Source organism: Hyphomonas sp. L-53-1-40, assembly GCF_000682775.1.
Classification (GTDB): domain Bacteria; phylum Pseudomonadota; class Alphaproteobacteria; order Caulobacterales; family Hyphomonadaceae; genus Hyphomonas.
The window spans coordinates 114,964-135,489 of record NZ_AWFI01000001.1 but is presented as its reverse complement, the minus strand read 5'-3'; the positions used below and the strand labels follow the sequence as shown (position 1 = coordinate 135,489).

Here is a 20,526-nt window from a genome sequence, read left to right as displayed (position 1 = left end):
CCCCAATCTGAGTTACCATCTGGCGAAGGCGGGCTATGAACAGGTCCGCCTTCAGCCCTTCAGCACACCAAGGAAGGCATCAACCTCCTCAGGCGTTGTGGCCCAGGAACAGACCAGCCGCTGGCTGCCGCCCATCCAGGGATAGAACACCGCACCTGCATTGTGGAGTACCGAGACTTGCGCCTCGCTTAGCAGCGCGAAGACTTCGTTGCCTTGTGGCTCGAAAGCCAAGTCCACGCCTTGCCGCCGCAAGCCCTCAGCCATGCGCCGCGCCATCTCGTTCGCATGGGTCGCAAGGTCTAGCCACAGCCGATCCGCCAGCATCGCTTCGGCCTGCGCAGCCAGATAACGCATCTTGGGCGGCATGTGGCCGGAGCGCTTGGCGCGCGCTTCGAGTTCACGTTTCTTCTGCCGCGCCTCGCCGAACAGCAGAATGATCTCACAGCCCATCGCGCCGGTCTTGGTCAAGCCGAAGGTGAGCACGTCCACGCCTGCCTTCCAGCTCATCTCGGCTGCGCTGGCCCCGGTCGCGACCAACGCATTTCCCAGCCGCGCGCCGTCCAGATGAACCACCAAACCCGTCGCATGCGCCTTTGCGGCATAGTCTGAAACTTCCGCGACGCTGTAAGCTGTGCCGTTCTCCGTTAAATTCGTCAGTGACAGGACATGCGCCGGCGTCTCATGCACGAAATCATGATTGATGCGAGCCAGTGCCTCGTCCAACTGCGCCGCGCCGATCTTTCCATCTGGCCCCCGCAACAAATGCAGCTTTCCGCCGCCAGAGAAAAATTCCGGCGCGCCGCGCTCGTCCACAGCAATATGCGCCCCGGCATGGCAAAGCACAGCGCCGGTAGGCGGACAAAAGCAGGACAGTGCCAAAGCGTTCGACGCTGTGCCGGAGGCGGTCAGCCAATAGTCGAAATCATCCGTATTGAACACATCCGCCAGCCTGGCACGCAAACGCTGCGTGACGACGTCAATTCCGTAACTCGCCTCCAGTCCCGTATTCGCGGCGGAGAGCGCCTTCAGCACATTTGGATGAGCTGGCGCGGATGTGTCGGAAGAGAAGTTCATCAGATTTGCGTGTCCGGGGTCTGCCACATCAGATGCTGGCCACCATCGCTGGCGATCATCTGGCCGGTCACGCTGCTGGCGGAAATGAGATAGCGCAAAGCCTTGATGATTTCTTCCGGGCTGGAGCCCTCCTGAGTCAAAGTCGCGGCTTTCTCGGCAGCGAACTCTTCTTCGTTTTGGTGTTTAGACCGCAGCGTCGGCCCTGGCCCGATGCCATTGACGCGAATGTCCGGCGCGAGCGCTTGCGCCAAGGTCTGCGTTGCCTGCCAGAGCGCGGCCTTGGAAAGCGTGTAGGTGAAGAAGTTCGGTGTCAGTTTCCAGACCCGCTGGTCAATCATGTTCACGACCAGCCCCTGCTCCCCTTTCGGCAGAGCATCCGCGAAGGCCTGCGCCAGATGCACCGGCGCGCGGAGATTGGCATTCATGTGCATGTCCCAGCTCTCGCGCGTATGGCTGGTGACAGAGTCCTCCTCGAATACGGAGGCGGAATTGACCAGCAAAGTCACCGGCTGACCGATCTTCTCAGCGGCGCGCAGGATCAGATCGCCAGTTGCAGTCTCATCCGAGAGGTCGGCCTGAAGCGTGATCGCCGCGCCACCTGCCGCCCGAATGGCTTTGGCGGTCTCTTCGGCGCCATCAGCGGAGGAATTGTAATGGACGATGACCTGCCAGCCATCTGCGCCCAGCGCTTCGGCCATGGCCCGCCCCACTCGCGCGCCCGCGCCGGTGACAAGCGCCGCGCCCGGCCTCATGCCGGTACGGTCTGGAACAGGCCCAATATGTCGAACCCGTTCACCAGTCCGTAGATGTAGACCGCATAGATCAGCAGCATCAATATCCCCATCAGGCGACCAAGCCGCGCGCGGGTCAGGATGAACCCACCGATCAACAGCGCGGCAAAGGTCATGACCCAATGATCATAATGGGTGAAAGTCGCCGCGATCTCAATTGGGCCGAAGAGCGAAATTATGCCGCCTGCGCCAAGGATGTTGAAGACGTTGGAGCCGAGCACATTGCCAATGGCGACTTCGCCATGCCGACGAAGGGCGGCGGCAACAGCTGCACCAATCTCCGGCAGGGAGGTCCCGATCGCCAACAAGGTCAGGCCGATCCATTCCTGTGGCACATGATAGAATTCGGCGATGCCGACACCGCCAGCAATGATCAGATGCGCGCCCAGCACGAGACCACCAATGCCGAGAACGATATAGGCGAGAGAGCGCGGCAGGCTGAGTTTTGGCGCCTCTTCCAGTTCCACGCCGGGATCTTCGCCCGTCGCAACGGCCTTGCGCGCCATGTAGAAAGTGACAACACAATAAGCGATCAGAATGGCCAGGAACAGAATACCGCCCAATACAGTCAGGGGGCCCATTCCGGTCAGCAGGATCCACACGGCTGTGGCAACGAGCATCGCCGTCAGCGCGCGGCCCTGCCCATGACCACCGGCCACGAACGGCATGATCAGCGCGGGAATGCCGAGCACAAGAAAGATGTTCGCTATATTGGAGCCGACAATATTGCCCAACGCGAGACCGGCCCGGTTTTCCAGAGCCGCATTCAGCGACACGACCATTTCAGGGGCCGACGTACCGAAACCGACAATGAAGATACCGGCAATCAGGGGAGAAACGCCAAGGCGCCGGGCAACGGCAACTGCGCCGTTTACCAGGAAATCCCCCGCAAACGCCATAATAACAAGCCCCCCGATCAGGGCGGCGATCAGGGTTAAATCAGGCATTCGCCAAGCTCGCTTCTAGTCGAGGCGCTTGTATTCAATGAAATTCAGGATGCCGAACACGACCACTATGGAGGCAATGGCGATCAGAGAAGGATGGATCATGGTGCCGTCTCGCTGTTGTTTTCTTGAGCATTTCCATGCTTTGCACCGCTAATAGCGTGCGTTGCACGGCTTGGCGAGCCTCAAACGGCAGGAAGTTTGGCCTCTCTTTGCGTAAATTTTCATATTGGACGCGCTCCTCCCATAGTGTCAGGACACCGCATGCCTTCCCTTAGAATCAGGTTGTTCCACATCTATGCTCGCCTTCGCCGTCCCATGACTCTGGGCGTGCGCGGCCTCGTCGAGAATCCAGACGGAAAGATCCTGCTGGTACGTCACACGTATATTGCAGGCTGGCATATGCCCGGCGGCGGCGTCGAGCGCGGCGAGCCCTGCATCGAGTCGCTCCGCCGGGAAGTGGAGGAAGAAGGCGGCATCCTGCTGAACGGGACCCCGAGCCTCGTCGGGATGTTCTCCAATCACGCATCTTTCCCGAATGACCATGTCCTGCTCTACCACGTTCCATCGGGGATTTGGACGCAAGGCAAGGCAACGGCAGTCGCCGAGATCGCCGAAACACGATGGTGTTCGCCGGATGACTTGCCTGACGGAACAACCAACGGGACGCGCCAGAGACTGGCAGAATTTTACGAGAAAACACCCCTCAGCCCGTATTGGACGGGCTCAAAACGCTGAGTTCAGGCACCGGCCATCGCGAGGAAAGCTGGCAGGCACAGGAACATCAGCGCCGCCAGCGCGACAATGACCAGACGGGTCGTGGGAGTGATGCGTGATCTCATCCACTCCTTGTCTGCGGACATTGAGTCTCAATGCAGGCCATTCGCCGGAAAGTTCGTGATTTTGCCGCCCCATTGATGCCGCAAGTTTTAACGGAACCTTTGCCATCGCGGATGATTGTAAATGCGTGGTGGGGCATGAAAGCAGACACGCCCCATCGCATGAACGGCCCTTCCGGGCGCCAAGGTTGCCCCTCATCCTTGCGCTCGCGAATTGAAATGCGGAACGCTGGCTCTTCCCCTTGGGGCCAGCGTTCTATTTCACCCGGCCTGCTGCTCTCATATATTGTCCGGCCGTCCACCAGGACAGTGTCGCCGCCATCCACAGCAGACCAATTACCGCTACCGTGGCAATAATCGCCATGACAGAAGCCCCTGTAGCTACGTCGCCCCCCACATCCGGGCGCAAGACAGCAAGCGGCAACATGAGGCCGATGATCGCAGCCATCTCAAACCCTGTTTTCCACTTCGCCGGATTGGACGGCACGATGGCAGAGCGTCCGCGCGGCGTGGCGCGGAACCAAGTCATGAATACGTCGCGGGCAATAATCATTGCGGCTGGCACATATATCAGCCAGGTCTGGAATTTCAGTCCCAGGCCCAGCAGGGCCGCCGCTATCAGCAACTTGTCGGCGATGGGGTCCAGCCAGACACCAAATCGACTGTGCGCATCCAGCTTACGGGCGAGCCAGCCATCCAGGAAATCGGTGATCGCCCCGGCCAGGAAAGCGAGGAAGGCAAACTGGAACCAGAGCTGTTGCAGCGTGATCCGCCGCGACACGTCTTCTGTCTCAAATCCGGTATGCGTGAGATCAATGCTCATCGCCTGCCAGAAACCGACCAGAACGAAGCCGGCAAACACACAGCGGGCGATGGTCAACGCATTGGGGAGCCATTTGAAATTCATGGCTGTCACCTGTGCCAGCGCCCGCGCGCCCACGCAATCATGAAACTGTGGAGCCTCTCGCCTCCCCCACTCTACTGGGGGAGAGGCGAAAGTCTCATCAGTTGGTATCGCCGGTTACATCCTCGATCGCGATGTCATAGTGGCGATTGCAGAACTGGCAGTCGATACCCAGCGTACCGTCCGGTTCAATCATCTCGCGCAGGGAATCATCCGGCATCTGTTTCAGCGTCTCGACAAGGCGTTCCTGATTGCAAGTGCACCGGTCGTCCAGCGCTTGGGGCGTTTCCATCGTCACACCCTGCTCGTGAAACAGGCGATAGAGCAGCTCTTCCATTGGAAGGTCCGGATCGGCCAGTTCAGCATCGGTCAGCGTGGCAAACAGGGCCTCGGCCTCCCGCCACGGCTCTTCGGTCTCGCCGCGCGCATCATCCGCCGCAACCCTCTGCACCATCATGCCGCCAGATACCCAAACCGGGTGCCCGTCTTTGCGGTCCAGCTCGGCGACCGACAGTTTGAGGCGCGTCGGCACCTGTTCCGACATCTCGAAATAGTCCTCCGCGCATTCGCTCAACGTCCCTTTCGCAAGGGGCACGATTCCCTGATAGGGCTGGATCGCCGGGTTGTCCTGAATGATGATCAGGGCCAGCCGCCCGCTCGGGCCGAACAATTGCGGCATGTGCGGTGCGTCGCCCTTGTTCACCTTGTCCAGATGCGCCCAGGCTTCGGCATCGAATTTGGCATAGCCGCGCACACCGCCATCAGAACGGTACTCGCCGACCAGCATGGAGACCGGGCCATCGCCTTCGGCCTGAACCAGCAGCCGCCCCTCGAATTTCAAAGACGCACCGACCAGAGCGGCGAGCGTCACGGCCTCGCCGAGAATCCGCGCCAGATTTTTGGGGTAATCATGCCGTTGCAGGATGCCCGACAGGCTGCCCTCGCCCATACGAACGGCACGCCCGCGAATGGGACGGTCCACGATCTGGAAATTCGTGACAAAGTCGGTGACGGCGTAAGCAGCGTCGGTCATGGGAGAATACCTCGATTAGGTGCCCCCATGTGGCAGCGGCATGCGCCTATCGCAAGAGGGCCACCTGTCAGACGGGGGATCAGGCCGAGCAGCTACCTCCGCCGAGCACGCAGAAGCTGGCGCACCAGGGATGGTTCAGCTTGACCGGATTGGCTGTCGCCTCGGCAAGCGTGGCGCCCAGTTCGAAGGTCGGATCGTCCACCAATAGCGTGCAGGCTGTCACGGTCGCCCTGCCGGCACCCTTGCGGCGGATCACCATGCGCTGGTTGGCGCACATGATGTCGTCAGGGGACTTGTTCAGAATGCCCCAGCAGTCGGTTGTGATTTCTGGCGGGTCGTCCTGGGCGATCATTTCCGGAAACAGGACGAGTTGCTTTGTATTGGTGGGATCTATCGAAAGACCCAGTGCGCCTGCAAGCGCGCCATAAGCTGCGCGGGCCTCGACATCACCCTCATTGAGGGCCTGACGTCCGGCAATCGCCACCTGAACGGCGCGTTCCCCCAACCATTTCAGGCCCTTGCAGGCCTCTTCAAAGGCCCCTTCTCCGCGTTCAGCGTCATGAATAGCCGGATCATGGGAATCCAGCGAGACGCGCAGCACCATCCGGTCGCCATAGTGCGCCGCCAGCCGCTCCAGACCCTGCTGGATGCGCGGTCGCATCATTGGGCGCATCGCATTGGTCAGCAGGAGCAGGCTGTGCCCATCCGCCAGAACGTCTTCCATGATCTGGAGAATGTCCGGGCACATGAAGGGCTCGCCGCCCGTAATGCCGATCTCGATGGGCTGGTCGATCTCGTCGAGGAACTGCCGCACATCAGACTGGCTGAGATAAACCAGTCGATCATTGCGGGGGGAACTTTCAATATAGCAATTGCTGCATTCGATGTTGCACAACGTTCCGGTGTTCAACCAGAGCGTCTTCAAGCCCGTCCATCCGACGCTGGCGCGGGTCTCGCCCTTCGCGGTCACGTCCGGGTCAGAAAATTTCGTGGGGGCATAATCACTATCGGCCATATAACTACGTTTAGCGCGATCCGGCGGCGCTTCCAGCGCTTTTGCAGCAGCACACCCGATCGTGAAGATTGCCGTATGCCCCGTGAGCGCTAGTTTGGCCGTCATGTCCGAAACCACTCAGCAGAAAGTGTTCGAAATGCTCACCTCAGGCGATGATGGCCGGGTGTGCAGAGACATTCCCGACAGCGCCTGCCGCGAAGAGGCCGGAAACTTCTTTACCCATATCACCAGCCTGTCGACGACGAAGATTTCCGACGGCCTGATCGATCCCAAGCTCGTATTGAGTTGGTTGATGACCACGCTAGGCACCCCAACCTGGCTTATCGGCCTGCTTGTACCGGTCCGGGAGGCAGGAGCCCTACTGCCCCAACTCTTTACTGCAGCGGCCCTGCGGCGTTTGCCCCAGCGCAAATGGGCCTGGTCAGTCGGCTCGGCAATCCAGGGATTATCGGCTGCCGGTATGGGGCTCGCAGCGTTTTTACTTGAGGGCAAGACGGCGGGTTATGCCATCCTTGGCGCGCTGGCGGTTCTGGCGCTCGCGCGGTCGGTCTGCTCAGTCACCTACAAGGATGTGCTGGGCAAGACGGTCTCCAAATCCCGACGCGGTACGGCAACCGGCGCGGCCAGCACGGTCGGTGCCGCAGCGGTCCTGATCTATGGCGCGCTCCTAACGGTCGGTTGGGTTGACCGGATGAGCCTCGTAATTGGCGGGCTGTTGCTTGCGGGTGGGCTCTGGATGACGGGCGCAGCGCTTTTCATGACACTGGAAGAAGAACCGGGGTCCACCGAAGGCGGCGGCAACCCCATCGAATCCTTCCGCGACAACTTCAAGCTGCTCGCAGACGACCAGCAATTACGCCGTTTCATCCTGACCCGTGGCCTGTTGATCTCAACTGCACTTGCTCCGCCCTTCATGGTCGCGATGGGCACCAATCGCGACGAGGCAGGCCAAATGTTCGGGGGGCTCGGCCTGCTCGTGATTGCATCTGCGGGCGCGGGCCTACTCAGCTCCTATGTCTGGGGACGGCTTGCCGACCGGTCGAGCCGCAAGGTGTTAATCCTGACAGCGGCCGCAGCAACGCTTGCCCTGTTGACGACACTCGGCCTGAATGCGGCGGGGCGACTGCAGGATGTCTGGGCACTCCCGCTTGTTCTGTTCGTTTTGATGATAGCCTATCAGGGCGTGCGCCTTGGTCGTTCCACGCATCTGGTGGATATGGCGAGCCAGGAAAACCGCGCGGCCTATACCGCCCTTTCCAACACAATCATCGGCACGCTGCTCATTCTTGGTGGCGGGTTCAGCATCGTTGCGCACATGGCAGGAGAAGCAGCGGTCCTCGGCTTGCTCGCCCTGATGAGCGCGCTCGCCATTCCGGTCGCCATGGGTCTTGAGGAAGTGCAGGAGCGCTGACGCCTATTTGCCGAGGCACCAGCGCAGGATGGCTTTCTGGGCGTGCATGCGGTTCTCGGCCTCGTCAAAGACAAGGCTCTGTGGCCCGTCAATGACTTCGGCGTCGACCTCTTCGCCCCGGTGGGCCGGCAGGCAATGCAGGAACTTCGCACCACCAGCGGCCATCTCCATCAATTCTTCGGTCACGGCATAGGGCTCAAGAATTTCAAGGCGACGTTCAGCGTCCGCATCGCCCATGGAGACAAATGTGTCAGCAATAACGACGTCGGCGCCGGCCACGGCTTCTTCCGCAGTTTCATAGAGGTCGATCCGCCCCTGCAGGTCGCGGGCGATTTCAACATCTTCATCATCCGGCGCAAAGCGTGCAGGTGTACCAATGGCAAGAGAATAGCCGAATTTCGGCGCGGCATGGATCAGGCTGGCGCAAACATTGTTGCCATCGCCAACCCAGGCCAGCCGCGCACCTTCAAGTGTGAGGCCATGCTCTTCCAGTGTCTGGAGGTCCGCCATGATCTGGCAGGGATGCGAACGATCTGTCAGGCCGTTGATGACCGGCACGGTGGCATGCTCGGCAAAGGTCTCGACATCGGAATGATCATTGGCGCGGATCATCACCGCATCGACGAAGCGCGACAGGACGCGCGCAGTGTCTTCCACCGTTTCACCCCGTCCCAGCTGCATGTCATTTGATGTCGCGGTGATCGACGAGCCGCCAAGCTGGCGCATCGCCATGTCGAATGAAAAGCGCGTCCGGGTTGAGGATTTCTCGAAGACCATTGCCAGCGTATGGCCTTCCAGCGGGGCCCCCGTGTCCACCCGTCCCTTTGGCCAACCCGCACGCGCTTTCTTCATCACATGAGCCATATCCAGGATCTCGCGCAGTTCGGCGGACTCCAGATGCCAGAGGTCGATGAAATGGCGCGGGGCGGTTGAGCTTGTCATCCGGAGATACTCCTGAGGCGGGCGGGAAAGCGGGGCAGATAGCCTGTTTCAGACAATTATTCCAGTCAGGCCGGGCGATTGCACCAGCTTTCGGACAAGATGAATAAATTCTAATTGAGAATGACTTGCAAATCTCCAGCAAGCGTGAAATACATAATTTGAGAACGAGTCGCAAATCAACAGGAGCGCCCCATGTGTCTGCCAATTGATGATACCGCCATGCTTTGCTGGCTGAAGAGCCAGATGACGGTTCTGGAAGCCTGGCGAAATGAGCTGACTTGCCGCCCGGACACCACCGACACGATGATCAATCGTGTGGAGCAGCACTACACATGGTTGAGCGAAGAAATATCCCGCCTGGATACGCCCCGGCGCGCTGCCTGATACCCCTTTGCCGCAACGCAGGGCGAGGTTTTGCCCACCTCGTTTCCTCCCATACGCTCACCTGCGTTGCGGCAATTCCTTTCCGAAACTCCCCCGCAGATCGATACTGGCGAAGATGACGTGATTGCCCTATGTCACGGGCACATCAGTGCCCATCCAGCCAGGGAGCTTCATCACTCATGGACAATGTTCTCATCATCGGTGCCGGTGCCGCCGGATCCGTCGTCGCGCAGAAATGCGCCATGGACCGCGACACGTTCAAGCATATCCACCTTGCCTCGCGCCGACTGGAAAGTTGCGAAAAGGTCGCCAAGCTCTGCAAGACGCCGATCGAGATCAGCCAAGTCGACGCCGACAATGTTGCGGAGGTCGTCGCGCTCATCAACAAGGTGAAGCCGGATCTGCTGATCAACATGGCCTTGCCCTATCAGGACCTGCCGATCATGGATGCGTGCCTTGAAACGGGCTGCAACTATATGGACACGGCCAATTACGAGCCACGCGATGTCGCGAAGTTCGAGTATAGCTGGCAGTGGGCCTATCAGGACAAGTTCAAGGACAAGGGCATCACGGCCATTCTTGGCTGCGGCTTCGATCCGGGCGTGACGAACATCTATTGCGCTTATGCGCAGGAATTCCTGTTCGACGAGATCGAATATATCGACATCGTCGACTGCAATGCTGGCGATCACGGCAAAACCTTCGCCACGAACTTCAATCCGGAGATCAATCTCCGCGAAGTGACCCAGGACGGCAAATACTGGAAAGACGGCGAGTGGGTAGAAATCCCGGCCCTGTCGATCAAGACGATGATCGACTACCCGGAAGTCGGCCCGAAAGCCTCCTACCTGATCTATCACGAAGAAGAGGAAAGCCTCGTCAAGCACATCAAGGGCCTGAAACAGATCCGCTTCTGGATGACCTTTGGCGAGGCTTACATCAAGCACCTCGAAGTATTTAAGTCGATCGGCCTGATTGGCCTTGAACCGATCAAACACAAGGGCATGGACATCATCCCGATGGAGTTCCTGAAAGACCTGCTGCCCGTCCCGTCATCCCTGGCCGAAGGCTATACCGGCAAGACCAGCATTGGCGTGATCGTGCGCGGCACCAAGGACGGCCAGCCACAGGCAAAGATGATCTACAACGTGTCCGATCATGCCAAGACCAATGAAGAGGTCTCCGCGCAGGCCGTCTCCTATACGACCGGCGTGCCGCCCGTTTCAGGCGCGGCAATGTTCTTCCGCGGGGAATGGTCCGGCCACGGCGTGTTCAATGTCGAGCAGTTCCCGGCCAAGCCCTTCCTTGAAGACGTCGCCAAACGCGGCCTGCCATGGCATGTCATCGACGTGGACGGCGGCGATCAGGAAGATCTGTTCGCGGTCGAGACCTAGGCCAGCTCTTTCCGCATGCGCAGGATCGGTACGATGGTGCCATCCTCGCTGGGCCTGGAGAGGTCTTCGACCAGCCGGTAGCCGCACGCTTCATAAAGCGGCACGCCGGGCGCGGTGGAGCCCATTTCCATGGCCGAGAACCCTTCGGCTCGCGCGGCAGCTTCGCTGGCCTCCAGCAACATGCGGCCGATGCCGCGCCGGACGAAATCCGGATGGGTATACATGGCGCGAATCTTGGCGGGCTCGGTCTTGGGGTCTGCCGGGGAATCGTCCCGGCCGGCCGTCGCGTTGCCGCCATAGAGCGTACGCCGCCGTGACCAGCCCCCACACCCCGCCAGCGCATCACCCGCGAAAGCGAGAAAGTAGGTGCCGTCGGACACCAGCAATGTATCAACGCCCATGCTCTCGCTGGAACGCTCGACCTGTTTTGAATCAAGGAAGTGTGGCAAGAGTCGCGCCATGGACTCCGCCATCAGCGCCTCGATTACCGGAATGTCGTCCAGCGTGGCGACGCGCATATACAGGGGAGGTGTTTCAGTCATTAAGCCTGCACCCTATCTGCGTCCCGCGCCCGGCAAAAGCCGGAACACGCTTGCCGATAATAATGTTCGCCCAAGGCCCGTTGATAAGGCATAAGCGGGCACCCAAGGACCAGACACCATGACCCCACCCGCCCTGCCCGATCACATCCCAACGCCCGTCTTCGTGCTGGACGCGGCGCGCCTGCGCGCAAACCTGGAAACGGCCCAGCGCGTGCGCGAGGCGGCCGGATGCAAGATCTTGCTGGCGACCAAGGCCTTCTCCCTGCCGGCGGCCTTCCCGCTGATGACCGACTATCTGGACGGCACCACGGCCAGCGGCGAACAGGAAGCCATCATGGGGCATGAGAGCTTCGGCAAGGAAGTCCATGTCTATTCCCCGGCCTATACCGAGGCCGAAGTGCGGCGCCTGACAGAGGTGGCCGAGCACATCTATTTCAATTCCCTCGAACAGATCGAACGCTTTGGCGATATTGCCCGCGACGGCGGCGCCAAGATCGGCCTGCGCGTCAATCCCGGGTATTCGAATGCGACGCTGGGCGGAGACCTGTACAATCCGTGTGCGCCCGGAAGCCGGTTTGGCGAAGTGCCGTCAAAGCTCGACCAGGTCGACTGGTCCGGCATCGACATCTTTCACGTCCATGCGCTGTGCGAAAGCCTGCATGAAGGCTCGGTCGGCCTGATCGAATTCGTGGCCGACAATTTCGGTCAGTATATCGAGCAGGTGAATACGGTGAATTTCGGCGGCGGGCACTTCCTCAACAAGGAAGGCTATGACGTCGATGCGCTGATCGCGGCCATCAAGGCATTCAAGGCGCGCTTTGGCGTGGAGGTCGTACTGGAGCCGGGCGCGGGCCTCGTCGTGAACACGGGAGAGTTGTACGCGACCGTGCTGGCGCTGCACTGGAACGAGGTCGATCTCGCCATCCTCGATGCCTCCGCCTCAACCCATATGCCAGACGTGCTGGAAGTGCCCTATCGGCCGGACGTGATCGGGGGCGGCCAGCCCGGCCAGAAGGCGCACACCTATCGCTTCGGTGGCAAGACGTGCATGACCGGCGACGTGATTGGAGAATACTCTTTCGATGCCCCACTCAAGCCGGGAGACACGATCGTCTTCACCGACCAGATGCATTATTCCTTCGTCAAGACGAACACGTTTAACGGCACGCCGCTGGCAAATCTGGCGGTCCGCTGGGAAGACGGCATCATCGAGAGCCTGTCCGATTTCGGCTATGAGGAATTCCGCCGGCGCTTGGGACGCTGATCGTCAGTCCTTGAAGCGAATGTCCTGATCATTCCCGAGCGACGGGATGCGGCGCCGCGCTTTCGCCACATCGTCGAGATCCAGATCGGCAAGGATCACACCCGGTTCATCATCCGCCTTCTCCGCCAGCACCTCGCCCCAGGGGGAGACGATCAGAGAGTGGCCGAAGGTCTCGCGGCCGTCTTCATGCTTGCCGCTCTGCGCGGGGGCGATGATGAAGCTGCCGGTCTCGATGGCGCGCGCCCGGACGAGGACATGCCAGTGCGCCTTGCCCGTCACGCGCGTGAACGCTGCCGGGATCGTCAGGATGCCTGCGCCCGCCTGCGCAAGCTTGCGATAGAGATGCGGGAAGCGAACATCATAGCAGATGGTCATCCCCAGCTTGCCGAACTCGGTCTCCGCCAGCACGGCGCGCTCGCCCGGCCGGTAAGCGCGGCTTTCGCGATAGCTCTGCCCGTCGCCCACTTCGACATCGAACATGTGGATCTTGTCATAGCGGGCCCGGACGCTGCCATCCGGCGCGATCAGGACAGACCGATTGGCCAGCCGGTCCTCGCCTTCGAGAGTCACGGCGATCGAGCCGATCAGCACCCAGATGCCAAGCTCAGCCGCCAGGGAACGCATCGCGGCGAGCGTCTGGTCATCTGCCTCCGGAACAATCTTTGGACGCGCCTTGCCGGGACGTATGTCCAACAGGTTCGTCATTTCGGGAGTGGCAACCAGCTGCGCGCCCTGCCCCGCCGCATCGCGGATCAGATCAGAGGCCGCCGCGATGTTCGGCGCGATCTCCACACCAGACCGCATCTGGACACAGGCAACACGAAGATGGGTCATGGCCATTGGCCTCGCCGGATCAGGCTGGCTCCCATTCTGACAGCGCGGCGTCGATGATGCCGGTGGCTTCGCGGACATTTTCGTCCGTGATGACCAATGGCGGCGCGAGACGCAAAACCATGTTCCCGGCCACACCGACCAGCAGGTTCTTGTCACGGCAGACGCCTTGCAGGCTTTTCGGATCGGACTTCATCTTGAGGCCGGTGAGCAGGCCTTTGCCTGTCACCGCTTCGACCTTGTCCGGATGGCTGTCGGCGAGGCTTTTCAGGCCCTGCGCCAGCGTACCGGAGACCCGGCGCACTTCAGCCAGGAAGTCTTCGCTGGAAATGATGTCCCAGACAACATTGCCGACCGCCATGGCGAGCGGGTTGCCGCCATAGGTCGATCCATGGCTGCCGGGCTGCATATGTTCGCCGACCGCTTCAGTCGTCAGGCAGGCGCCAAACGGGAAACCGCCGCCAATGCCCTTGGCCGAGCACAGGATATCCGGCGCGGCGCCTTCAACCCATTCGTGAGCGAACAGTTTTCCTGTCCGGCCCATGCCGCACTGGACTTCATCATAGATCAGCAGGATGCCGTGCTCGTCGCAAAGCTCGCGCAGCCCGATCAGGCAGGCGTCGGGCATGGCACGTACGCCACCCTCACCCTGGACAGGCTCAACGAAAATGGCAGCTGTGGTCGGCTGGGCCGCTGCCGTCTTCAAAGCGTCATGGTCGCCCCATTCAAGGTGCACAAAGCCCGGCAATTTCGGACCAAAGCCTTCGAGATATTTCGGATTGCCACCGGCATTGATCGCGCCGAGCGAGCGACCGTGGAATGCACCGGTGAAGGTAATGATGTCTATGCGTTCTTCATTGCCATTCGCCCAATGATATTTGCGGGCAGACTTGATGGCGCATTCGACGGCTTCGGTGCCGGAATTGGTGAAGAAGACACGGTCCGCAAACGTGTCACGGCAAATCTTGTCGGACAGTTCTTCGGCGCCGCGCACGCGGAACATGTTGGAGGTGTGCCACAGCTTGCCGGCCTGCTCCTGCAGGGCCTCGACCATGGCGGGATGAGCGTGGCCCAGCGCGTTCACGGCAATGCCGGCGATGAAATCGAGATATCGCGTGCCGTCCTCGGTGAAGAGGCAGACGCCCTCCCCCTTCTCGAAAACCTGCTCTGGCGGCCGGTAGACCGGCATGATGTGCTGGCGCGGATCGCTCATGATAACTCCTTGCGTGCGCAAAATCCTGTTTGGTCCACGCTTGGCCGCGCCGATGGGCGAAGTCAACTCACGGGCTGGTGCACGCCCGCTACAAGCGAACGATTAAGCTGTACTGATCCGCATCATGAAAAAAGTTTAATCGAAAAACGATAATTATGATTGACGTTTATCGATAATCCCTTATTGATAATCAGGAAGCCAAGACGGGCCGGGGTGATGTCCAAAACGCCCCCTACCTCACCTGAGCCGTTGCTCCGGACCGTCCTGGTGGACCCAAATTTTATCAGAAATGAAAAAAGGCGCGGAGAGCTTCCACCAGCTTCCGCGCCTTCCACCGTTTGCAGCGTTTCCTCCCAGAAACTTGCCGTGTCATATGGCCGCGCTTTATTGCGTGTGTCAAGATTGTGAATTCAAATTTTTCAATATGAGCAGTTCTTCAACATTTGCTGCACCGCCCAATAGTGACAGGGACTTCAGAGCAGCCTGACTCCATGACGAATTTGCAGACACCGCCAGAACGGCCTCGCTTTTCAGTATTATTCCATCTGAAACAATTTTGAGCCCGTTCGCCTTGAGCGTCGCGCCGGTCGAAGTGATGTCGACAATCACGTCCGCTGCGCCAGTGGCAGGCGCCGCTTCGGTTGCCCCCGCGCTTTCGACGAGGCGATATTCACCCACGGATTTGGCGGCAAAGAAGCGCCGTGTCAGCCGCATGTATTTGGTGGCTACCCTGAGGCGGCGATGATGAGCCTTGCGGAATGCTGCCCCCGCCGCTTCCAGATCAGACATCGTGTCCACATCAATCCAGGCCTGCGGCACGGCGACGATCACATCTGCACCGCCAAAGCCGAGCCGTTCCAGCACATGGAAATCCTCTGGCCCCGTCGGCGCGAGATCCTGCAATAAATCTTCGCCCGTCACACCAGCATGGATACTGCCATCGATCAGGCCCTGCGCGATCTCGCGCGCGGAGAGAAGCCGCATATCGACTTCGCCCAATCCCGAGATTTCAGCCTGATAGCCGCGCTCGCCACCAATCTGGCGCACTTCAAATCCGCGGGCTTTCAGCCACTCCTCGGATTTCTCCTTCAGCCGACCCTTGGAGGGGATCGCAAGTGACAGGACGCTCATGCCGCCTCTCCTTTCGCACGCAGGATGCGATCTGGCCGGACCACGCCGCCAATACCTGACGCCGAGGCCCTGGACCGGGACAGGCCTTCGATCAGACCATCATAGCGCCCGCCCGAGGCGAGCGGCTGGCGGGAGGTCAAATTCTCACCGAACGATTCGAAGACAAAGCCATCATAATACGTAAACCGCCGACCGAAGCCGGACCGGAAGCGCGCCTCGCTGGCGACGCCCGGCACCGCAGACAGGATCGCCTCCATTCGGCGGGCAACCCGTTCGATTACGGAAGACATGGCCGCGAGCCCGTGTTTGTCACTGATGGTGGCAAGCACGTCAGCCGCCTCCCCTGCTGGGCAGTTCACACCGGCAAGGTCAGACAGCGCTGCCCGCGCCGCCTCCGGCACACCACCTGCGGCATGCACCGCCGCCTTTCCGCGCAGACCCGCGACGATTTCGGCAACACTGCGGGTACCGATCATCGGAATGCCGCGATCACTCAGAACTTTCAAAAATGCGTCTTCCGCCGCCTTCGCGCCGCCTGCATCCAGAACGGGCTGAAGGTCTGACGCCGGCGGTTGAGGCGCAGCATCGAGCAGCTCGCTGACCCCGCCCTCCTGGCGGAAGGCCCGCTTCAAAAGGTCTGTCGTGATACGCGCAAGACCAAGAGCGTCCACAAAGGCTGGAAAAATCGAGAGGTCGCCCATTTCAGTCGCCGTGGGCGATACATCGCAAGCGGCAACGGCTTCGCGTACCAGCGCAAAAGCTTCGGCGTCCGCATCTGCGCCGCTTTCCTTGCCGAACCATTCAAAGCCGACCTGCGTGAATTCCATCGGGTCGCCAGCAGAGGCCGGCAGTCGGAAGGCCCGCGCGGCATAAGTGTAGGCCTTGGCCCCGTCTCCACCCGCAGCGCGCCTGTCCGCCTCCTGCCCCGCCACTGGCAGAGTAAGATCTGGCCGCATGACCATTTCATTGCCGCGATGATCGGAAAACACGCAGAGGCGCGCCCGCACCGCTTCGCCGGAAAGTTCAAGTGGGATATCGGACGGCAGGATGTAGGCCGGGTCCAATGGCTCGGCGCCCGTTGCCTCGAAAATGCCGCGCGCTGCAGCGGCAAGAGTCTCGTGCGTCATTTCTGGGCCTCGGTAATCTTGCGAATGGCTTCGACCATTTCGGCGCGGGGCACTTCGAACTGACCCGGACGGGCTTCCCGGTATTCTTCGTTGGACTTGATGGCTTTCGCCTTCAGCGCGCCCATTTCAAGGTCCTTGATCGTGACCGTGCCTTTGGCCAGTTCATCCTCTCCCACCATGACAACGGCAGGCGATGATCGGCGGTCAGCATATTTCATCTGCGGCCGCATGCCGGAGGCACCCATATAGGCCTCGGCCCGGATACCAGCCCGGCGCAGTTCGGTGGCGATCTGCAAGGCGCTGGTCGGGTCTTCCTTGTCGAAATTCAGCACGACGACCGGGCCATCGAGTTTTTCGGTCTCGCCCATAATCTGCATTGCGGCCGCGAGACGGGAAATGCCAATAGAGAAACCGGTTGCCGGAACTGTTTCGCCCGTGAAGCGCGCGACGAGATCATCATAGCGACCGCCGCCTCCGATGGAACCGATGCGATAGGTCTTGCCGTCTTCGCCGGTGACTTCGCGCAACAGTTCCGCCTCATAGACCGGCCCAGTATAATATTCGAGCCCGCGCACAACGGATGGATCAATCACGACATCGCCTTCCGGCGCGCCGAGCGCTTCCAATGCCTTCGCGATGGCTTCAAGTTCAACAAGGCCAGCCTTGCCCTCTTCGGTATCCCCCGTCGCCTTGACGAGATTGGCCAGCGTTTCAGCGCGCGTGTCGGCTCCCGCCTGAGCGAAGGCGAGTACACGGGTCACTTCTGAGGCGCCGAGTCCCGCCCCTTTTGTATAGTCCCCGCTCTCATCCATACGGCCTGCGCCGAGCAGGTCCGCGACGCCCTCGGCGCCAAGACGGTCCAGCTTGTCCAGCGCGCGCAGGATAGCGAGGCGCGTGTCGGCGCTCGTCGCGCCCACTCCATCAAGCACGCCATTGAGCAAGCGGCGTGTGTTCACGCGGATCACGAACTCGCCCGGTGCGATGCCAACCGCGCGCAGCGCTTCGGCGCCCATGGCGATCATCTCGGCGTCAGCATGATAGCCCGGCGCGCCAATCGTGTCGGCATCGCACTGCCAGAATTCGCGGAACCGGCCGGGACCCGGTTTTTCATTGCGCCAGACTGGCCCTTGCCCAGCGACTGGCCCGCCTCGGCCACGAAACGGGCAAGCGGCGCGGTCAAATCATAGCGCAGCGACATCCACTGCTCATCATCATCCTGAATGGCGAAGACACCGGCATTCGGACGGTCATCATCTGGCAAGAATTTGCCAAGCGCGTCGGCATACTCAAAGGCGCTGGTTTCCAACGCCTCGAAGCCCCATTGGCGGTAGACGCCGGTGATCGTCTCGACCAGCCCGGCCTGGGCATGGATCAGGCTCTCGCGCTTGTCCGGAAAGCCGCGCGGCTTGCGGGCAAGATCCTTGCCGGTGAGGGGCGGTGTGTCCTTGTCGCTCATGATCGTCTCAGGTCCTGGTTGCCGACGCGCTCCGCATAGACGGAGACGCACAGATTGGAAAGGCAACACGTCGGCGCAGCGCGGACCGGGCGCGGCCTGCCTCATCTGGTCTGGTTCGGAAGAATGAACACTTTCAGGAGGCGCAGCCGGACCGGTTCGCGCCTCGTCGGCGCGTCACGAATGATGGTGATGGTGCTGCAGTGCGATGTTCATTGCGTCGCCGGATACGCAGCCGCCTGGCCGGAGTCAACCATTGGCAAGGCCGTCAGGCGTCCTGGCTGACGCGCTTGAAGGGCTTCTGCTGGCCATCGCGGCGCTCGATCACCTTGAATATGCCTGTGCCCCGCATCAGCAATTTGTCGCCCGTCCATATGCGGCCTTCGACCGTGAAGATGTCACCCTGACGTCCGACCACTTCTGCCTTGCCTTCGACGAAGCTGCCCATCGACGCGCCGGAGAGAAAATCGCACATCAGGCGGACCGTGACCCACCACGTGTCCTCATCCTTTTCGACCGCAGCGCCCCACGCCATGTCGGCAAAGGTCATCATCATGCCGCCATGCGCGTTCATCATGCCATTGGTATGATATTCCTCGACCCGGAAGGCCCGCGTCAGGCCGGTCTCGTCCCGCTTCTCGAAGAGGGGCCCAATCTGGCGGCCAAAACCGCGATGCCATGGCAGGATGGAATAGCCCTCAGGCGTGTCGAAAGTCTGGTTTCTGGTAAGATCGTCGCTCATGGAAATCGGATTAGCGCCTCCGGCCTGAGAGTGCCAGAGGCGAGACAAACTTCCTTTGGGTCAGTCGAGCCCGACGACGGCCTTGGCCTCAGCCTGTCGCGCGGCGACCTTGTCTGTGTCAAAGCCTTCGAGACTCTCATTGAACAGCTGGAAGAAGTTGAGTTCCGCCCCCAGCCGCAGATATGCCGCGCCGAGGCCTATGGCGGCCCGGTCCATGAAGACGAATTCGCGCGGGATCTTAACGGGCCCCTTTTCCTTGAGCAGCTTGCGAACGGCAAAGGCTTCTTTGCGGCCATACTCACCGGGCGTCACGCCGTCTGCGACCGAACGCACCCGGTCGTCCAACAGTGGTCCATATATAAAGCGCGCCCAGATATTCAGCACTTCGACCAGCTCGCGGGACAAGCCGCTGAAGCCCCATTTCTCATAGGCGGCATAGGCCGCGTCGAAATCGTCCGCCAGGATCGCGCGATAGAGATCGACCACGCCGCTGACGAACTCCGGCGGGAAGATACGGATGCAGCCGAAATCGAGCAGGTTCAGCCCGGTCCCCTCCCCGGTCACCTGGTAATTGCCGAGGTGAGGGTCCCCATGGATCACGGCATGGGAGTTGAACGGCCCCCACCATGTCCAGAACAACATTTCCGCAATCCGGTTGCGCACTTCCTGGGGGGCATCCTCAAATGCATCCAGCCGCTTGCCGGATACCCAGCTCATGGTCAGCAACCGGTCGGTGGACAATTCCGGCACCGGATCCGGCACGGTGACGAAATCGCGATCCGCCAGCATGTTCGCATAGAGTGCCATATGCTTGGCCTCGCGCGCATAATCGAGCTCTTCACGGAGGCGGTCGGTGATTTCGACCACCATCGCGCTCGGGTCGATAGAGCCATCCATCCGCTTGAACAGGCCAAGCATGGTCTTGAGCTGGCCAATATCGGATTCCACCGCGCTGGCCATATCAGGATATTGCAGCTTGCAGGCGACCCGGCGCCCGTCATGCAGGGTCGCGCCATGGACCTGGCCAAGCGAGGCGGCATGCGAGGCCTCCTTTTCGAACGCGCCGAACTTTTCCTGCCAGTCGGCGCCCAGTTCAGCGCGCATCCGGCGTTTCACGAAAGGCCATCCCATGGCAGGGGCTTCAGCCTGCAGCTGGCTGAGTTCGGCGGCATATTCGGGCGGTAGGAAATCCGGAATGGTCGACACCATCTGGGCCACCTTCATCAGCGGACCTTTGGACTTACCGAGCGCAGCGGCCAGCGCACGGGCAATCTTCTCATCCCCCTGATCCCCCCCAAACAGGCTTTGCGTGGCGAAGGTGAGGCCCGCGCCAGACAGGTTGGCACCAACCCGTGCGCTGCGCGCAATCCGGCCCGACAAGCGGTTGCGCTCCGGGTCACGGGGTGTTTGTGTGTCGTCCGTCATGGGTGGGATATAGGGTGCTGCCTTGAAAACAACCAATCGCGTATATTGTCGCCCTTTCCCGCCATAT

Annotated in this window: 20 protein-coding genes and 1 pseudogene; 5 read left to right on the top strand and 16 right to left on the bottom strand. The window is 60.8% G+C overall.

What is annotated here, in order from left to right; genetic code table 11:
- Positions 1 to 51: 51 nt before the first annotated feature.
- Genes L53_RS00615 through L53_RS00605 form a run of 3 tightly spaced genes read right to left on the bottom strand, consistent with a single transcriptional unit; the run spans position 52 to position 2,812 of the window.
- On the bottom strand, positions 52 to 1,074 hold the full coding sequence (locus L53_RS00615; protein WP_034810587.1) for a low specificity L-threonine aldolase: 1,023 nt from the start codon (positions 1,072 to 1,074) through the stop codon (positions 52 to 54).
- A complete protein-coding gene (locus tag L53_RS00610; protein ID WP_034810585.1) occupies positions 1,074 to 1,826 on the bottom strand; it encodes an SDR family oxidoreductase in 753 nt (250 codons plus the stop codon). Before L53_RS00610 ends, L53_RS00615 begins: the two co-directional genes overlap by 1 nt.
- Complete coding sequence (locus tag L53_RS00605) at positions 1,823 to 2,812, bottom strand: calcium/sodium antiporter (RefSeq protein ID WP_034810583.1); 990 nt, start codon at positions 2,810 to 2,812, stop codon at positions 1,823 to 1,825. The genes L53_RS00610 and L53_RS00605 overlap by 4 nt, the downstream gene beginning before the upstream one ends.
- 261 nt (positions 2,813 to 3,073) lie before the next feature.
- Between L53_RS00605 and L53_RS00600 the strand changes: the two genes are divergently transcribed.
- Positions 3,074 to 3,547 (top strand): NUDIX domain-containing protein, encoded by a 474-nt coding sequence (locus L53_RS00600; protein WP_034810581.1) that lies wholly within the window; start codon positions 3,074 to 3,076, stop codon positions 3,545 to 3,547.
- Between the two features lie 2 nt (positions 3,548 to 3,549).
- Here the strand turns inward: L53_RS00600 and L53_RS17475 are convergent, their stop codons facing one another.
- From L53_RS17475 to L53_RS00585, 4 genes are all read right to left on the bottom strand, one after another.
- Entirely contained in the window at positions 3,550 to 3,672 is a 123-nt protein-coding gene (locus tag L53_RS17475; RefSeq protein WP_255341983.1) for a hypothetical protein, read from the bottom strand.
- A gap of 232 nt (positions 3,673 to 3,904) precedes the next feature.
- Entirely contained in the window at positions 3,905 to 4,555 is a 651-nt protein-coding gene (locus L53_RS00595; RefSeq protein WP_156947766.1) for a CDP-alcohol phosphatidyltransferase family protein, read from the bottom strand.
- A 97-nt stretch (positions 4,556 to 4,652) separates the two neighbouring features.
- A complete protein-coding gene (locus L53_RS00590; RefSeq protein ID WP_034810577.1) occupies positions 4,653 to 5,585 on the bottom strand; it encodes an Hsp33 family molecular chaperone HslO in 933 nt (310 codons plus the stop codon).
- Positions 5,586 to 5,664: 79 nt separating this feature from the next.
- Positions 5,665 to 6,600, bottom strand: coding sequence for a radical SAM protein (locus L53_RS00585; protein ID WP_034811745.1), 936 nt, complete (start codon positions 6,598 to 6,600; stop codon positions 5,665 to 5,667).
- A 103-nt stretch (positions 6,601 to 6,703) separates the two neighbouring features.
- On the opposite strand from L53_RS00585, the gene L53_RS00580 reads away from it, so the two are divergent.
- Entirely contained in the window at positions 6,704 to 8,011 is a 1,308-nt protein-coding gene (locus L53_RS00580; protein ID WP_034811743.1) for a hypothetical protein, read from the top strand.
- A 3-nt stretch (positions 8,012 to 8,014) separates the two neighbouring features.
- Here L53_RS00580 and argF read toward each other — a convergent pair whose 3' ends face one another.
- Entirely contained in the window at positions 8,015 to 8,953 is a 939-nt protein-coding gene (gene argF / locus L53_RS00575) for an ornithine carbamoyltransferase (RefSeq protein WP_034810575.1), read from the bottom strand.
- Between the two features lie 192 nt (positions 8,954 to 9,145).
- Here argF and L53_RS00570 point away from each other — a divergent pair, with 192 nt between their 5' ends.
- Entirely contained in the window at positions 9,146 to 9,337 is a 192-nt protein-coding gene (locus tag L53_RS00570) for a hypothetical protein (RefSeq protein WP_034810573.1), read from the top strand.
- 179 nt (positions 9,338 to 9,516) lie between these two features.
- Positions 9,517 to 10,731: a saccharopine dehydrogenase family protein gene (locus L53_RS00565; RefSeq protein WP_034810572.1), complete on the top strand. Its 1,215-nt coding sequence runs from the start codon at positions 9,517 to 9,519 to the stop codon at positions 10,729 to 10,731.
- Here the strand turns inward: L53_RS00565 and L53_RS00560 are convergent.
- The gene (locus L53_RS00560) at positions 10,728 to 11,273 is read right to left on the bottom strand and encodes a GNAT family N-acetyltransferase (RefSeq protein WP_034810570.1); all 546 of its coding nucleotides are present in this window, start codon (positions 11,271 to 11,273) and stop codon (positions 10,728 to 10,730) included. The two genes, L53_RS00565 and L53_RS00560, sit on opposite strands and share 4 nt — an antisense overlap.
- A 118-nt stretch (positions 11,274 to 11,391) precedes the next feature.
- Here L53_RS00560 and nspC point away from each other — a divergent pair, with 118 nt between their 5' ends.
- Positions 11,392 to 12,537, top strand: a complete 1,146-nt coding sequence (gene nspC, locus L53_RS00555) for a carboxynorspermidine decarboxylase (protein WP_034810568.1) — start codon at positions 11,392 to 11,394, stop codon at positions 12,535 to 12,537.
- A gap of 3 nt (positions 12,538 to 12,540) precedes the next feature.
- Here the strand turns inward: nspC and L53_RS00550 are convergent, their stop codons facing one another.
- The 7 genes and pseudogenes from L53_RS00550 to L53_RS00520 form a co-directional block, all read right to left on the bottom strand.
- Positions 12,541 to 13,371, bottom strand: a complete 831-nt coding sequence (locus tag L53_RS00550) for a carbon-nitrogen hydrolase family protein (RefSeq protein WP_034811740.1) — start codon at positions 13,369 to 13,371, stop codon at positions 12,541 to 12,543.
- Between the two features lie 19 nt (positions 13,372 to 13,390).
- Positions 13,391 to 14,581, bottom strand: a complete 1,191-nt coding sequence (locus tag L53_RS00545) for an aspartate aminotransferase family protein (RefSeq protein WP_034810566.1) — start codon at positions 14,579 to 14,581, stop codon at positions 13,391 to 13,393.
- 396 nt (positions 14,582 to 14,977) lie between these two features.
- Positions 14,978 to 15,712: an ATP phosphoribosyltransferase gene (gene hisG / locus L53_RS00540; protein ID WP_051607414.1), complete on the bottom strand. Its 735-nt coding sequence runs from the start codon at positions 15,710 to 15,712 to the stop codon at positions 14,978 to 14,980.
- Positions 15,709 to 16,839 carry an ATP phosphoribosyltransferase regulatory subunit gene (locus L53_RS00535; protein ID WP_034810564.1) on the bottom strand — a complete coding sequence of 377 codons (1,131 nt, stop codon included), beginning with the start codon at positions 16,837 to 16,839 and terminating at the stop codon, positions 15,709 to 15,711. Before L53_RS00535 ends, hisG begins: the two co-directional genes overlap by 4 nt.
- Positions 16,836 to 18,298 (bottom strand): annotated as a pseudogene (gene hisS, locus L53_RS17665) (histidine--tRNA ligase). The gene L53_RS00535 and the pseudogene hisS overlap by 4 nt, the downstream one beginning before the upstream one ends.
- 262 nt (positions 18,299 to 18,560) lie before the next feature.
- Positions 18,561 to 19,034, bottom strand: coding sequence for a PaaI family thioesterase (locus tag L53_RS00525; protein ID WP_034810562.1), 474 nt, complete (start codon positions 19,032 to 19,034; stop codon positions 18,561 to 18,563).
- A 60-nt stretch (positions 19,035 to 19,094) separates the two neighbouring features.
- Positions 19,095 to 20,459: an AarF/ABC1/UbiB kinase family protein gene (locus L53_RS00520; protein WP_034810560.1), complete on the bottom strand. Its 1,365-nt coding sequence runs from the start codon at positions 20,457 to 20,459 to the stop codon at positions 19,095 to 19,097.
- Positions 20,460 to 20,526: the final 67 nt, after the last annotated feature.

Coding starts and splice junctions, on each gene's coding strand:
- L53_RS00615 (WP_034810587.1), bottom strand. CDS start 1,074: ATGAACTTCTCTTCCGACACATCCGCGCCAGCTCATCCAAATGTGCTG.
- L53_RS00610 (WP_034810585.1), bottom strand. CDS start 1,826: ATGAGGCCGGGCGCGGCGCTTGTCACCGGCGCGGGCGCGCGAGTGGGG.
- L53_RS00605 (WP_034810583.1), bottom strand. CDS start 2,812: ATGCCTGATTTAACCCTGATCGCCGCCCTGATCGGGGGGCTTGTTATT.
- L53_RS00600 (WP_034810581.1), top strand. CDS start 3,074: ATGCCTTCCCTTAGAATCAGGTTGTTCCACATCTATGCTCGCCTTCGC.
- L53_RS17475 (WP_255341983.1), bottom strand. CDS start 3,672: ATGTCCGCAGACAAGGAGTGGATGAGATCACGCATCACTCCCACGACC.
- L53_RS00595 (WP_156947766.1), bottom strand. CDS start 4,555: ATGAATTTCAAATGGCTCCCCAATGCGTTGACCATCGCCCGCTGTGTG.
- L53_RS00590 (WP_034810577.1), bottom strand. CDS start 5,585: ATGACCGACGCTGCTTACGCCGTCACCGACTTTGTCACGAATTTCCAG.
- L53_RS00585 (WP_034811745.1), bottom strand. CDS start 6,600: ATGGCCGATAGTGATTATGCCCCCACGAAATTTTCTGACCCGGACGTG.
- L53_RS00580 (WP_034811743.1), top strand. CDS start 6,704: ATGTCCGAAACCACTCAGCAGAAAGTGTTCGAAATGCTCACCTCAGGC.
- argF (WP_034810575.1), bottom strand. CDS start 8,953: ATGACAAGCTCAACCGCCCCGCGCCATTTCATCGACCTCTGGCATCTG.
- L53_RS00570 (WP_034810573.1), top strand. CDS start 9,146: ATGTGTCTGCCAATTGATGATACCGCCATGCTTTGCTGGCTGAAGAGC.
- L53_RS00565 (WP_034810572.1), top strand. CDS start 9,517: ATGGACAATGTTCTCATCATCGGTGCCGGTGCCGCCGGATCCGTCGTC.
- L53_RS00560 (WP_034810570.1), bottom strand. CDS start 11,273: ATGACTGAAACACCTCCCCTGTATATGCGCGTCGCCACGCTGGACGAC.
- nspC (WP_034810568.1), top strand. CDS start 11,392: ATGACCCCACCCGCCCTGCCCGATCACATCCCAACGCCCGTCTTCGTG.
- L53_RS00550 (WP_034811740.1), bottom strand. CDS start 13,371: ATGACCCATCTTCGTGTTGCCTGTGTCCAGATGCGGTCTGGTGTGGAG.
- L53_RS00545 (WP_034810566.1), bottom strand. CDS start 14,581: ATGAGCGATCCGCGCCAGCACATCATGCCGGTCTACCGGCCGCCAGAG.
- hisG (WP_051607414.1), bottom strand. CDS start 15,712: ATGAGCGTCCTGTCACTTGCGATCCCCTCCAAGGGTCGGCTGAAGGAG.
- L53_RS00535 (WP_034810564.1), bottom strand. CDS start 16,839: ATGACGCACGAGACTCTTGCCGCTGCAGCGCGCGGCATTTTCGAGGCA.
- L53_RS00525 (WP_034810562.1), bottom strand. CDS start 19,034: ATGAGCGACGATCTTACCAGAAACCAGACTTTCGACACGCCTGAGGGC.
- L53_RS00520 (WP_034810560.1), bottom strand. CDS start 20,459: ATGACGGACGACACACAAACACCCCGTGACCCGGAGCGCAACCGCTTG.